Below are 16,937 nucleotides of genomic sequence, written 5' to 3'. Positions count from 1 at the left end.
TACTTGAAAAAATCGGGTTTAAAAACGTCGGCTTCTGCACTTTGCAACCCTTAATATGAAATACAAAGTGGCCACTTAGCCCCGGTTGAAGCGTTTACCCTGCAGCAACGAGGAACGAGGAAGTGAAGCGTAAAAGCGTAAAACGGGAAGAAATTTCGTGTTTTCACAGGTTTTGCGCTCCCAACAATGAACAATATATTTATTTTGATCAGGAAATGAACAGTTCTGTGTACATGGCAGCTTTAGCCCCGCTTTATGCTTTATACCAATGAAGGATTGGTATGTTCACTGCAATCGGGTTTAAAAACATCGGCTTCTGCACTTTGCAACCCTTAATATGAAATACTAAGTGACTACTTAGCCCCGGTTGAAGCGTTTTACCCTGCAGCAACGAGGCACGAGGAAGCGAAGCGTAAAAGCGTAAAACGGGAAGAAATTTCGTGTTTTTCACAGGCTTTGCGCTCCCAACAATGAACAATATATTTATTGTGGTCAGGAAATGAACAGTTCTATGTACTTGAAAAAAGCGGGTTAAAAGTCAACGGCTTCTGCCTAAACCAACTCATTTCTGCGTTTCAAATGGTATTTACCGCGACAAAATGAATGATTTCTGACGATTACAGTAATTTTTATAAGTTCTGATGCCGGCGGTAAGATTTTAAAATCTTAAAAGTATGCTCAAACTCGGTTCCACTTAGATTTGAATAATCGGGCATGGAAAGTTTGTGTATGGTTAGAAAATTAAGCAGTTCTTTAATTACGTTCGATACCTCTTCTGATTCTTCCGTATGTTTCAGTGTATCAATTTTGCTTAACAAAAAAGCAATTTCGAACATTTTAAAATCATTCTTCCCTGTAATTTCCAGTCCGCGGTTGGTTTCTATAAGTGCCTGTTCATAATTGTGCGTAGCATTATAAAAGTTTGCTTTAAAAATGCTGAAACTGGCCAGGATAAAATTGGTATAGTACGTATAATCGCTACTGATTATTTTATCTACGAACTGGATAATGCGCTGTGCTTTTTTAAAGTAATTGAGCTTAATGTAGGTTTGCCCTAAATGAAGGAGTAAAAACGGGGAGAAAACTGAATGCCTTACATAAAAAATATTTGGATATTTACTTAATATGGCCATAATAAAACGATGGCATTCTGCATAACTCTTTTGCGAAAACAGCGTAATCAATACCATCCGGTAAGAGAGTATTTCGGCAGAAGAAATTTCCTCATTTCTTTTTGGTGTACTCCGGTCTATTTCCTGGCAAAGTTTTATGATTTTATCTTCAAGGCTTTTGCTTTCGTTAGGCTTGTTAATCAGGTTGTTGTAAAAGTATAAAATTAGATCGTATGGGTTAATTGGAAAAAGCTCATTTAATCTTTTATAATTTCTTTTTAACAACTGCATGGTATTGCCCAGCGATACCTTATCTACATCAATAAGGTGTACGTTGCATTCGATTACATGGAGCATAATCTGGATATCTTCATTCAGTACATTCTCAGAAATTGTTTTAATGGTTTCTTTATAAAGTGTACTCATGGTTCTGCCAGAAGCCATGATGTCGATGAAATCGATATCTATAGTTAACTTATTAAAGTTGGAGTTGGGTTTACCCAATTCGAATTTAGACACATGGCAGATAAAATCGAAAGCATTGTTTTTTTCGATATTGGTAAACGAAAGTTTAAATATGTTTTTTAAGGCTGCAATTTCATTCCTGTTTACGCAAAAGCGGATAGACCAGTTTAAAATATGGTCTCTACGTGCATTTTGTGCAGGGAAGCTCGCTAAAATATGCTCGAAAAATAATTTACCAGGCTTGTAGTCGAATTTATCGGTGATTTGAATAAAAAGGAAATAAGTATAAATATCGTCGCTTAAAAAACGTACAATTTCCGTTGGGATGGTTGTGCTTAATCTTTTTTCTTCGATAATAATCCCTGCGTGCAAAAGTTCTTCATAAGCATCAGGATAGCAGTTGATATAGCTTAAAATCTTTTCTTTTGATACCCTTAATTTTTTATTGCCTTCAGAAATGCAATCGCTTATTTTTTTGAGTAAAAATATTTTTTCGGTACTCTTTTTTGCCAGAAAAACCCGTCTTTCTAAAAAATAGCTGATCAACTCGTAACACAATAAAGGGTTATTCAGCTCCAGATGGTGATTTTCATCTTTAAGTTTAAAATAAACCTGAAGCCAGAAAGGAGTTTTAAATTGTGCTAGTAGGGGTGGACTAACATCGGCCCTATTGATGATTTTGTTTTCGATATGGCTTAGCGTGTACAGCACCTCATCAATATTTAATGGGGGCACATTGCTCAAAGTATCTTCATCGTAAAACAAGCCTGTATACCAGGCTTTGGTTAAAGATGCAGAACCGTTTATAGCAGGCTGAAGGTTAATCCAGCTATTTGTTCGTAAACCGAAAACCAGTTTAACAAAGTTGTTTTCTTCAATACTGTATAAAAAATCTATAAAGGTTTTAAAGTAATTACTTCTGGCCAGGTGCTCGTCTACACCATCAACAATTATAATAAAGCGGCCTTCGCGTTTTTCGGGGTTCTTTTTGAAAAAACTGATTAGTTCGGTGAGACTGCCAAATTTAAATTCTTTTAAAAACCAATCTTTTAACGTACCGCCATTTTGTATTATCGTATTAATACTGGTAGAGTTAACCAGTAAAACAATGTCATTTTTATAAAGAGCGTTTTCTGAGAAGAAGAAATATTCTACCATGTGCGCCAGCAAAATCGATTTGCCCTGACCTGGTTGTGCGCTTATGGTAGTAAACTGATAATTGTTTTTTAAAAAATAATCGAAATCGGGATAAAAGAAACTTCTGTTTGCGGTTGCATTAAATGGAACGCCCGAATTATTTTTCTTTGCGATGAGCGATACCTCTGTAATGGCATGTGCTTTTAATTTTAAATCCTGCCAAATACTCTGAACAGAGGTGGTTTGGTTTTCCTTGTCTTTGCAGAACGAATCCCAGTCGTTATAACCAATATATTGAGATAAACTGTTCAAGGTAAACAACGAAAACTTGTGCAAAGTGTTCGCGAAGCCAAAAAAGCGCTTTATCGTGGTTTCACTTACATAGTTTTTGGTTTCTTGAAATACGTATTCAGAAATAATCTTACAATGAGCCGGGTCGATATTTCTCAAACCAGATTTTATAAGGACAAATTTCCTGAGTTCGATAAGGAGATCGTTAGCATTCATGAATTAACAGATGGGATGACTACCGCTAATGTCATCATAATTTCACAATTGAGGAAATCTATTCACTAAGATCGGCCTGTATGAATAAAATGAATAGAATGAAATGCATAAAAATGAATAGCAATGGATAAGATAGGATGCTATTCTAGATTTAGATTTGTCATAATTATATAATGCACTTGAAAAAAACATTTACCAAACAGTAGCATTCCCACATAGTAAGTCTTCTAAATAACGCCTGACATGATGAAAACTCATACTTTCTCGTCCCGAATAGGGATTATCTGCAATACTTTCGTTGCAATCATCATTCTTTTAACGCTCTTTTACTCGAAATCGTATGCGCAAAATAAAGTTTTTGCAAATAACGTATCTGCACAAAGCAGAGTCGATAATGCAAGCAATGCCACACTGAACGATAACACTTTTGCTACTGTAAATTCTTACGGCGGAATTGCTGTTGGTATTGGCGGGTATAGTGGAGAGCTTGAATTGAAATATCCAACTCCACTTTTGGCAGGAGTTACTTCTTATATCAGAATAGATTTTGACGGAGATATACTGAACAGGTTACTGGGAGGTAGCTTAGGAGGATTACTTGCTAACGTAGGCGGTACAGTAGTATTGGGGAACCACTCGTTTGAGGTAGGTGCCAGAAATGGTGCTTCTACAGTATTAACAGGTAGCAGTACAGCAGCTTTTTCTACTGATAACATTAAAATTGTTAAAGATGCCAACGGTTTCTTTTATGTAGCAATAAGGCCGGCACAGGCTTATGACCGTGTGTATATTAAAGACGTTACGAATGCTGTTTTACTTGGTGTTAGTAATAGTACCAGAGTGTATAATGCATTTTATGTATCTGGCACCGATCCTTGTGCACAGGCATTTGCAACAGGCTTTGAGGGAACAGGAATAACACTGGATGCTTTACAACTTGGAAGTTCGGGCGTAACCAATAGTGAACGGGCAATTGATACAGATCCAAACAATTTTTCTACATTAAGTTTAGGTGTACTTGGCGTGACTTCATCCATCAGCCAAAATTTTTATTTTACAACTCCTTCAAATGCTGGTGATGATATTAACCTGAGATTCAGTTCTACGCCTGCATTGCTAACCGCAGGAGTTTTGCAAAACATTTCGGTAACGGCATATAGCGGCGATACCCAGGTGTATACCACTACAGCTGCTTCTTTATTAAATTTAGATTTACTTGGTTTACTTAACAGCGGGCAGCCGGTAACTGTTCCTTTCTCACCGGGGGCAGCCGTGGTATACGATCGGGTTAAAGTTACACTAGGTTCGGTTTTAACTTTAAATGCTACACAAACCATTAATGTTTATGGCGTAACACGTTCGGCACCACGACCAACTTTTACTGCGCCTGCAAGTAATGCAATAGCAGCATGTTACAATACAACAGTGCCTTTAACAGCTACCACAGCTAGTGCCAATGAATTAATCTGGTATGATGTAATAGAAGGTGGAACGGCATTACAAACAGTAGCCTACAATGGAACTTTTACTACGCCGGCATTAACCGCCAACAAAACTTATTATGTTGCAGCCCGAAAGTCAGGCTGTACAACAGAATCAACTAGGGTATCTGTGGTGATTGCCGTAAACCCGCAAATTATTTTTAATGGTGCTACCTTAATCAATGCTACACCTGGCTTTGCTTATGCTAAACAATTGGATGCTGCAACTGGGGGTACTGCAGGTTATACTTATGCTTTAGCTGCGGGAAGTACTTTACCAGCAGGCTTAACTTTATCTGCTACAGGTGCAATTACCGGCACACCAACTGTAGCTAATGCTTATACTTTTTCGGTTGTAGCAACTGATGCCAAAGGCTGTAAAGCTACCGCAACCTATAGTTTAACGGTTACTGCTGCATTGGTGCTTACACCAGGTGCATTACCTAACGGTATTACAGGAACGGTTTACCCAACACAAACCATTCCTGCTGCAACCGGTGGAACCGGACCGTATGTTTATACTGCAACAGGCGTTCCTCCGGGTTTAACTTTTAATCCAACAACAAGAGAAATTACCGGAACGCCAACTCAACCTGGTAACTATACCATTCCGGTTACTGTTGTTGATGCAAATGGCAATACCATTACTTCAAATTATACTGTAAAAATTACTGATCCTTTATTGTTACCTCCAGCAACATTGGCTGATGGTACTACCGGAACAGTTTATACTACACAGATTATTCCAAGTGCAACTGGTGGCACCACGCCTTATACTTATTCGGCAACTGGTTTGCCTCCGGGCTTAACCTTTAATCCATCTACCAAAGCCATTACGGGTACGCCAACTACAGCGGGTACTTATACCGTGCCGGTTACCGTAACAGATGCTGATGGAAAAACAGTTACCACCAATTATACCATTAATGTAAACAACCCATTGTTGTTGCCTGCAGCAACTTTGCCTGATGGAACTGAAGGAACGGTTTATGCTACGCAAACTTTACCAAGTGCAACTGGTGGCGTTGGTCCTTATACTTATGCTGCTACAGGTTTGCCCGCGGGATTATCATTTAACCCGACTACAAGAGAGGTTACCGGTACGCCAACCCAGGCAGGTAATTATACCATTGGTGTTACGGTTACCGATAGCCAGGGTAAAACTGCTAATAACACTTATCCAATTAAAGTAAATGGTACCTTAACCTTACCAACCAGAACTTTACCTAACGGAATTGTTGGTACTTCTTATTTGCCACAAACTTTACCTGCGGTAACAGGTGGCACGGCTCCATATACTTATGCCGCTACAAACCTTCCTCCGGGCTTATCATTTAACCCAACCACAAGAGAAATTACAGGGACGCCAACTCAGGGTGGTACTTATAATGTTGCTGTAACTGCTACAGATGCCAATAACAATAAAGCAACTACAACTTATGCAATAACGGTAACGGTTAATGCTCCGGTTGTGGCTTCTGCAACAGTTTGTACCGGCAGCACTGCTACTTTAACGGTAAGCAACCTGCAAGCTGGTGTAACCTATAACTGGTATGCCTCTACAGGAAGTACACCACTGGTAACAGGCAATAACGGTACTTTTGTAACACCTGCAATAAGTTCGGCAACGGTATTTTATGTTGAGGCTGTTTCTGGAACAGCAATCAGCACAAGAACATCTGTTACAGTTTCTGTTAATCCGCCTGCAACTTTAGCAACGGTTACTACAAATAACCAGGTAATCAACTCTGGCCAAACTACAACATTAACAGCGACTGCTGACGCAGGAAATACCATTGCCTGGTTTGATGCGCCAACTGGCGGAACACAAGTAGGATCTGGAACTTCGTTCACTACACCAGCATTAACTGCAACCAAAATATATTATATTGAAACTACAAGTGCCAATGGATGTATAAGCGCAAGTCGCGTTCCGGTAACTGTAACCGTAATTAACGGTGGTGGTGCAACGGCTTGTAATGCTGCAAATGGACAGAGTACCGGTATTAATGGTATTTGTTTATTATGCGCAGTAAACGGTGCGGGTAACTCAACCGATGCGAATGCAAACAACTTTACAAGAATTTCTCTTGCTGTAGGTGCTACGGCAACTGGTTACCAACAATTAATTTTCCCATCTACAGGGGTTGCTACTGATAGCATCCGCTTAGATTTGGCCTTACCAACCGGTTTAGCTGATGTTGGTTTATTAAACAATGTAACTGTTACCGTATTAAACGGTACTACAGTTGTTAAAACCGTACAATTAAACGGTGGCTTATTAAGTCTTCAACTTTTATCCGGAAACCGCTTTGCAGCAACTGTTTTAGCAGGTGGTGCTTACGATAGGGTACAAGTGAGTTTTGGTGCATTGGTTTCTGCCTTAACCAGCTTAGATATTTATGGTGCTACTGTGGTTTATCCAAACCCAACATTTATCGCAGGTTCACAATCTATTTGTTCAGGCAGCACTGCAACATTAAGCGCAACTGCAAACGGAGGTACAACTTTGGCCTGGTTTGATGCGCCAACAGGTGGAAATCAGGTAGGAACAGGTGCTAACTTCACTACTCCGGCATTAACAGTAACCACAACTTATTATGTGCAGGTAAGCAAAGGTACCTGTTCAAATACAACAAGAGTTCCGGTGGTTATTAGCGTTAACCCTGCAATTGTATTTGCGGGTACAACTTTAACCAATGCAACAATTGCTTCTCCATACAGTAAACAACTTCCGGTAGCAACTGGTGGTACACCTGGTTATACCTACACACTGGCTTCGGGCAGTACTTTACCCGCAGGTTTAACTTTATCAACAGCAGGTTTGGTGAGCGGAACACCAACTGCAACAGGTAATCCAACATTTGATGTTGTTGCAACTGATACAAAAGGATGCAGTACAACTTCAACATTTACTTTAACTGTAACACCAGCATTGGCTCTGGCTCCGGGAGCATTGCCTAACGGTGTAACAGGTACAGCTTATACTACAAACGGAATTCCAGCTGCAACTGGCGGAACTGGTCCGTATACTTATACAGCTACTTCCCTTCCTCCGGGATTAACTTTTAACCCTGCAACAAGAGAAATTACAGGAACCCCAACTCAAATTGGAACATATACTATTCCGGTTACCGTAACAGATGCCAATGGCAATACCATTACGGCTAACTACACAATAAAAGTAACCGATCCTTTGGTTTTACCAGCAGCAACTTTAGCCAACGGAACCACAGGAACAGTTTATCCTACACAAACTATTCCATCTGCAACCGGTGGATCTACCCCTTATACTTATGCTGCAACTGGTCTTCCTCCGGGATTAACTTTTGATCCTGCAACAAGAGCAATTTCAGGCACGCCAACACAAGCTGGTACTTTCACTGTACCGGTAACGGTTACCGATGCTGATGGAAAAACTGCAACCAACAACTATACAATTGTAGTGGTTGATCCTTTATTGTTACCTGCGGCAACCTTGCCTGATGGTACAGAAGGTACTGTTTATGCTACCCAAACCTTACCATCTGCAACTGGTGGTGTTGGTCCTTATACTTATGCGGCCACTAACCTTCCGGCAGGTTTAACTTTTAACCCGGCAACAAGAGAAGTTTCGGGAACACCTACACAGGCGGGTAATTATGCTATAGGCGTAACGGCTACAGATAGTGAAGGCAGAACCGCAAGTAACACCTATGCGTTAAAAGTAATCGGCGTATTATCGTTACCTGGTGCAAGTTTGCCAAATGGTATTGTGGGTACACCTTACCCAACTCAAACTTTACCAGCGGTAACAGGTGGCACAGCACCATATACTTATTTAGCAACAAACCTTCCTCCAGGATTAAGTTTTAATACTGCAACAAGAGAAATTACAGGAACTCCAACTTTAGGCGGAACCTTTACCATCTCTTTAACTGCAACTGATGCAAATGGAAACAAAGCAACAACAGCTTATAGCATAACGGTAACCGTTAATGCTCCGGTAGTTGCTGCGGCAACCGTTTGTGCAGGTAGTTCTGCTACGTTAAGCGTTAGCAATTTACAGGCTGGCGTAACTTATAACTGGTATGCTGCTACAGGCAGTACGCCATTGGTTACCAATAATACTGGCGTTTTTGTAACACCAGTAGTAACTGCTCCTACTGTGTTTTATGTAGAGGCAGTATCTGGCACTGCAGTAAGTTCTAGAACAGCGGTTAACGTTTCTGTTAACCCTTCGGCAACTTTGGCAACGGTAACTACCAATAGCCAGGTAATTAATGCTGGCCAATCTACCACCTTGTTGGCTACGGCTGATGCAGGCAACACCATTCAATGGTACGATGCTGCTACCGGCGGAACGCAGGTTGGCACAGGTACTTCATTTACTACGCCAACATTAGCTGCCACCACAACTTATTATGTAGAAACAACAACTGCAAGCGGATGTAAAAGCGCAAGCCGTGTTCCGGTAACTGTAACTGTTTTAAACAACGGTGGCGGTACAGCTTGTAACGCAGCTAATGCTCAAAACTCTGGTATAACCGGAATCTGTCTATTATGTGGCATTACCGGTGCAGGAAATTCTACAGATGCAGATCCTGCCAACTTTACCAGAATATCACTTTCTGTAGGTGTTGGTTCTTCAGGATACCAACAACTAATTTTCCCTGCTGCTGGTACAGCTACAGATAGTTTACGTTTAGATTTGGCATTGCCAACCGGATTGGCCGATGTTGGTTTGTTGAACAATGTAACCGTTACCGTATTAAACGGCACTACAGTGGTTAAAACCGTACAGTTAAACGGTGGCTTATTAAATCTTCAACTTTTATCGGGCAACCGTTTCGCTGCAACAATATTGGCAGGTGGTGCCTATGATAGGGTACAGGTTAGCTTTGGGGCATTGGTAACTGCTTTAACCAGTTTAGATGTTTATGGTGCTACCGTAATTTATCCAAACCCAACAGTAACAGCAGGCGCACAAACCATTTGCGCTGGCAGTACTGCAACTTTAACTGCGACAGCAAACGGCGGTACAACTTTGGCTTGGTACGATGCTGCAACTGGTGGTACACAATTGGCCACAGGCGAAACATTTACTACACCAGCTTTAACAGCTACTACCACTTATTATATACAGGTTAGCAAAGGCGGTTGCCCGAACGTAACAAGAGTTCCGGTTACGGTAACCGTTACACCGGCATTACCAACACCGGTATTGGCAACAATTGCCAATGTTTGCGAGGGATCATCTGCAACTTTATCGGTTGCTAATCCAGATGCTGCGGTAACGTATAAATGGTACGATGCTGCAACAGGTGGAAACTTGATATTCACCGGTGCGATTTTCCCAACACCGGCATTAACGGCTGCTACTACTTATTATGTAGAGGCATCACAAGGAAACTGTACAAGTGCTGCACGTGCTGCTGCCGCAGTATCAGTAAATCCTCGTCCGGTTTTACCAGTGGTAACTGCAAGTTCATCGACGGTAAGTCCAGGTCAAACTGCCATTTTAACGGCGAGTTCAGCAGATCCAACAAATACTTTCAATTGGTATACTTCTAATACTTCTACCACTCCGGTTTATGTAGGTGCAACTTATGTTACTCCTCCACTATTGGCTACTACCACTTATTATGTAGAATCAGTTTCTACCAATGGTTGTACTTCAGCAAGCCGTGTTCAGGTAACCATTACGGTTGATGGTAACGGATCTCCAAACCCGGTACCATGTGAGGCTGCAACCACACAAGTTGGTGGTGTTACAGGAGTAGCTTTATTATCGGGTGTGTTTAACCCGGCTTTAGCGATTGATAACGATACGCAAACAGCTTCTTCACTGGTAATGCCTATTGGCGCACTTGGCGCATCTGTTTACCAGAGAGTGGGTTTTGGTTCACTATCTAAAGTTGGCGATACGGTACGTGTTTTAGTATCATCACCAGGAAAACTATTGTCACTTTCTCTATTGGGAAATGCTGCGATAACCACTTATGTTGGCACCAACAGCAACGGTGATTCGCGTTTATTAAACGATAACTTATTAAATATTCAGCTGTTAAGCGGTAATACTCAGGCTTTAATCACTTTTGTACCAACCAGTGTTTTTGATGGGGTAGAAGTAAGGTTAAATTCAGGGGTATTGGGTGCTTTAACGTCAATCAATTTAAATTACGCACAACGTATTTTGGTTGCACCAACGGTAACTTCTGCAAATGTTACTGCTTGTGTTGGCCAAACTGCACAGCTTGAAGTGAGTAACCCATCGGCAAGTTTAACTTACAGATGGTACGATGCTACAGGCACATACTTAAGCGGTAAAGACGGTATTATATTTACTACCCCGGTTTTAACTGGCGACACTAAATTCTACGTTGCAGCAGTTTCTGCTACTGGTTGTGTGAGTTATAAAACTGTTGTAAACGTAACTACTAACCCAGCTCCGGTAACCCCAGATCTGCTTTCGGCATCGGTTAATACCTGCCCTAATACATCGGTTACTTTCCAGGTTAAAAATCCAATTGCAGGTACTACTTACAACTGGTACGATAGTGCAACCTCTACAACAGTATTGTTTACCGGCGATAACTTTACAACGCCTTTAATTACGGCAAATACAAGTTATTTTGTAGCAGCGGTAAATGGCTGTGGTACATCATCAACAAGAACAGAAGGTAAAATTATATTGGGTACTATTGATGTTCCGGTAATTACACCACCATCAATTACCATTAGTGAAGGTGCTGTTGCAGTATTAAAAGCAACTTCGAGTACTGCAGGTGCTACTATTAACTGGTACACCACAGCAAACGGAACGGTGCCTGTATTTACAGGTGAAACTTATGTAACGCCACAGTTAATCACTACCACCACCTATTATGTAGAAGCCACTGTGCCTGGCGGTTGTACTGCAACAAGCAGGGCAACTGTAACCGTTACAGTAATACCTAACGGCAACCCGGTAGTTACACCTTGTGGTGCGGCTACAACTACTGTTGCAAGTGGTGTAACTGGTTTAGGCGTATTGGCAGGTGTATTTAACCCAACATTTGCGGTTGATAACGATATCAATACAGGATCTAGCCTGGTTATCCCGGTAGGCTTATTAGGTTCGTCGGTTTACCACCAGGTTGGTTTTACTGGTTTATCAAATGTGGGTGATACTTTAAGGGTGAAAATTACCACTCCGGGTACATTACTTTCGGTAGCTGTATTGCCAAACTTAACGGTAACCACTTTCCAGGGTACAACCAGCAATAACGATGCGGTTGCTGTATCGAACCCATTAATCAATTTAAAATTATTATCAGGCGGAACATCAGCCATATTAACTTTCGTACCAACCAGTAGATTCGACGGGGTAGAACTTAGATTAAGTTCAGGCTTGCTTGGTGCTTTAACCTCTGTTAATTTAGATTATGCTCAAAGGGTAATCACTACGCCAACCGTTACAGCCGCTACGGCGAGTGCTTGTCAAGGATCATCTGCAACCTTAAGTGTTCAGAATCCGCAGGCAGGAGTAACATACAAATGGTACTTAGGTACAACTTACCAGGCAGGAAAAGACGGTGTAACTTTTACAACCGATCCAGCTTTAACTGCCGGAACGTATACCTATTCGGTAACTGCAACAGCCAATGGTTGCGAAACTTTAGGTACTAAAGTGTTGGTAACTGTTTTACCTCCGGCGGTAACACCTATTCCATCAACTACCAATCCGGCTACAACCTGTATTGGTACTTCAGCTACTTTAAGTGTGCAGGCAGTTGCAGGTATTACTTACAACTGGTACGATGCAGCTGTGGGTGGCAATATGCTGGTAACCAATAACAGCAATTTTACCACACCGGCAAACCTTGCGGCGGGCACATACAACTATTATATAGAAGCAGTGAGTGGCGCAGGTTGTACCAACCCAACTCGTGCGGTGGTTTCAATCACGGTTAATCCTTCAGCATTAGCTACCGATTTAACTGTAACCGGAACAACATCTTTATGTGCTTCTGGTACAGCAGTTCTTACTGCAACAAGCACAACAGTAACAAGCCCGGTATTTACCTGGTATACTGATGCGGCCTTAACACAGGTTGCCTTTGTTGGTGCAGTATTTAATACGCCAGCAATTAATGTAACCACCAAATATTATGTTACCGTTAGCGGAACCAATAAATGTGCAAATACGCCAGGCAATGCCAAAGAAGTTACCATTATGGTAAATCCTGTTGCAGGCCCAACTGATATCAACGTAGCCGGAACAAGCACCACTTGCGGTGGTTCTTCAGTTACTTTAAATGCCACAAGCACAACGGTAACCAACCCAATATTTACCTGGTATAGTGATGCTGCCTTAACAACAGTAGCATTTACAGGCGCAAACTTTATTACCCCGGCACTTAGTGCCACCACTACTTATTATGTAACGGTTAAAGGCGATAACAAATGTGAAAATACTGCGGCAACTGCCAAACCGATAACCATAACGGTTAATCCGGCAGCAACAGATGCAGATATTGCCATTACCGGAATTACCTCAATCTGTAAAGGTTCTACAGCTGCACTGTCTGCTTCAACAACAACAGTAATTAACCCTGTATTTACCTGGTATAGCAATGCTGCTTTAACTACCGTAGCATATGTTGGGGCTAGTTTTACAACACCTGCACTTAACGCAACCACCACTTATTATGTAACAGTTAGAGGTGATAATAAATGTGAAAACTTAGCCGCAAACGCTGAGGTTGTAACTGTAACGGTTAAAGATTTTGCCACTGCTGCGGATATTGCAGTAAGCGATGCTAAAATCTGTGCAGGCTCTACCACAATGTTAATGGCTTCGAGCACAACGGTAACACAACCGGTATTTACCTGGTACAGCGATGCATCGTTAACCAGCGTGGTATTTACAGGTCCAACGTTTACCGTAACCGGATTAACAGCCACAACTACATATTATGTAACGGTTAAAGGTGCCAACAAATGTGAAAACAGTGCGGCAGATGCTAAAGTGGTAACGGTAACTGTTAATCCACTGGCTACTACTACTGATATTATCTTGAGCGGAAGCACATCGGCTTGCGCGGGATCATCGGCAGTATTAAGTGCAACATCGCCAACTGTAACCAACCCGGTATTTACCTGGTACAGTGATGCAGCCTTAACCAATGTAAGTTTTATCGGTGCAACTTATACTACACCTGCATTAAACAGCACAACCACTTACTACGTAACTGTAAAAGGTGATAATAAATGTGAAAATGCACCGGGTACTGCAAGGGTAATTACCATCACGGTAAATCCTGTTGCAACTGCTTCGGATATTACAGCTACTGATGCAACAATTTGCGCAGGATCTGGAACTACTTTGGTAGCCAGTACTACAACTGTAACCAACCCTACCTTTACCTGGTATAATGATGCTGCTTTAACTTCGGTAGCTTATGTGGGTACATCATTTGTTACCCCGGTATTAACTGCAACAACCAAATACTATGTTACAGTTAAAGGTGATAACAAATGTGAAAATTCTGGTACTACTGCAAAAGTGGTAACTGTAAATGTAAACCAGGGAGCAACCCTTGCAGACATTACTTTATCTGCACCAACTTTAGTGTGCGGATCGGGTACGGCTGTAATTAATGCAAGCTCTACAACAGTAACAAACCCAGTATTTACCTGGTATAATGATGCTTCATTAACAAGTGTAGCCTTTACCGGCCCAATATTTACCACGCCGGTATTAACCACTACAACCACTTACTATGTAACCGTAAAAGGAACCAACAGATGTGAAAACACCGCAGCAAATGCAGCAGCAGTTACCATTAAAGTTAATCCTATAGCAGTTGCAAGTGATGTTGTGGTAAATGGATCAACAAACATATGCGGAGGTTCTGCCGCGGTATTAACGGCAAGTAGCACAACAGTTACCAACCCGGTATTTACCTGGTATACCAATGCAACTTTAACTGATGTGGCTTTTGTAGGCGCAGTATTTACAACACCAACATTAACAGCTAATACTACTTATTATGTTACAGTTAAAGGTGATAACAAATGCGAAAACAGTGCAGCAACAGCTAAATCTGTTAACGTTGTGGTTAACCCGGTAGCTTCAGCAACTGATGTTACTGCGGCAGATGCAACCATCTGTGCAGGATCGTCGGCCAGCTTAGTAGCCAGCACTACAACAGTAACCAACCCAATATTTACCTGGTACAGTGATGCTGCTTTAACTACACCAGTGTTTACAGGTGCAACCTTTAATACGCCAGCACTAACTGCAACTACTAAATATTACCTCACAATAAAAGGTGATAACAGATGTGAAAGTTCTGCTGCAAATGCAAAAGTGGTTACCGTAAATGTTAATGCAGGTGCAACAGCGGCAGATATTACTTTATCTACGCCAGCAAGGGTATGTGGTTCAGGAACAGCAGTAATCAATGCCAGTTCTACAACAGTAACCAATCCTGTATTTACATGGTACAACGATGCTTCATTAACAAGTGTAGCCTTTACCGGCCCAATATTTACCACACCGGTATTAACCACTACAACAACTTATTATGTAACGGTTAAAGGAAGCAACAAATGTGAAAACACCGCAGCTAACGCTAAAACAGTAACCATTACTGTTAATCCAATTGCTGTGGCAACAGATATAGCCGTAAACGGATCAACTTCAGTATGTGCAAGCTCAGCAGCAACATTGGCAGCAACAAGCACAACGGTAACCAATCCGATATTTACCTGGTATAGCGATGCAGCATTAAATACAGTGGTGTTTACCGGTCCGGTATTTACTACGCCAGTATTAACTGCAAGCACAACATATTATGTAACTGTTAAGGGCGATAACAAATGTGAAAACACTGCAGCTACAGCAAGGGTAGTAGCCATAACGGTAAATGCGATACCAAATAACCCTGTGGTTACCGTACCAAACGGCGGTATATGTGCCGGCGACGGAGCTACATTAACCGTAAGCAACGCACAGCCTGGTGTTACTTACGAATGGTACAATGCAGCAGTTGGTGGTAATTTATTATTCACCGGTACAACCTATAATGTTACTGCATTGGCTGCAACAACCGATTATTACATTTTAGCAATCGGAACAGGTGGTTGCAACAACAACGGAGGCCGTGTTAAAGTAACGGTAACAGTTAATGCTAAACCAACTGTACCAACAGTAGCTTCAACATCGGTGAGTGTATGTTCAGGAAGCCCTGCTATATTAACGGTTACAAATCCTCAGCCAGGTGTTACTTATAACTGGTATACAGCTGCGGCAGGTGGAACATTGGCCGGAACAGGTGTAAACTTTACTACTCCGGCAGTTACTGCAAACACCACTTATTACGTAGAAGGTGCAAACGGAACATGTATCTCATCATCAAGAACAGCGGTAAATGTAATTGCTTTGCCAGTACCAGTTGCACCAGCATCGGTAACAGCGGCAAACGGAACACTTTGCTCGGGTAGCTCAACCATATTAACTGTAAACAATCCGGTTGCCGGCTTAATTTACAGATGGTATGCTGCAAGCTCTAACGGCCCTGTACTTGCAGAAGGTATAACCTTTACCACACCAAACTTAACCGCTACCACAATCTACTATGTAGAGGCAATTGCTGTAGGCGGTTGTGCTAGTCCAACAAGAACAGCGGTTACGGTAACCATACTTCCGGTATTGGATAAACCAGCGGTAGTAGTACAAAGCACAACAGCAAATAGCATCACGTTTGCATGGGCTGCGGTTGCAGGTGCTACGGCTTACGAAGTATCGTTGGATAATGGTTTAACCTGGATCAATCCAACAAATGGATCAACCGGAACAACTTACCTGGTTACTGGCTTAAAACCAGATCAGAGTGTAAGCATCCTGGTAAGAGCCAGAGGACAGATTGAATGTCAAACCAGTGCAAATGGTAGTGTAACCGGTAAAGCAGCTAATCCATTCGGAGATCAGGTGTACATACCAAATGCATTTACGCCAAACAACGATGGTAAAAATGACACCTTCCTAATTTATGGTAATACCATAGCAGGAGCTAAAATGAGTATTTACACACAATGGGGTCAGTTGATATTCCAATCAGATAATGTAGCAAATGGATGGGATGGAACTTTCAAAGGTGTAAATCAACCAATCGGGGTGTATGTGTATATGGTTGATATTACATTCACCAACGGTACAACATCATTAAGAAAAGGTACAGTAACGCTGATTAGATAAGAAGAGGAT

At 41.5% G+C, this 16,937-nt stretch carries 2 protein-coding genes; one reads left to right on the top strand and one right to left on the bottom strand.

Annotated features, from left to right (window positions below):
- Positions 1-629: 629 nt before the first annotated feature.
- Positions 630-3,026: a hypothetical protein gene (locus ACZZZW_RS24445; protein ID WP_157255316.1), complete on the bottom strand. Its 2,397-nt coding sequence runs from the start codon at positions 3,024-3,026 to the stop codon at positions 630-632.
- Positions 3,027-3,464: 438 nt separating this feature from the next.
- Between ACZZZW_RS24445 and ACZZZW_RS24440 the strand changes: the two genes are divergently transcribed.
- Positions 3,465-16,928 (top strand): Ig-like domain-containing protein, encoded by a 13,464-nt coding sequence (locus tag ACZZZW_RS24440; RefSeq protein ID WP_463497366.1) that lies wholly within the window; start codon positions 3,465-3,467, stop codon positions 16,926-16,928.
- Positions 16,929-16,937 lie beyond the last annotated feature (9 nt).

The sequence above is a fragment of the Pedobacter sp. AC379 genome (assembly GCF_979258145.1).
The sequence above is the reverse complement of the archived record's forward strand: the minus strand, read 5'-3'. Positions and strand labels throughout refer to the sequence as shown.

Excerpts from the sequence above, each read along its gene's own strand:
- ACZZZW_RS24440 (WP_463497366.1), top strand. The coding sequence starts at position 3,465 with ATGATGAAAACTCATACTTTCTCGTCCCGAATAGGGATTATCTGCAAT.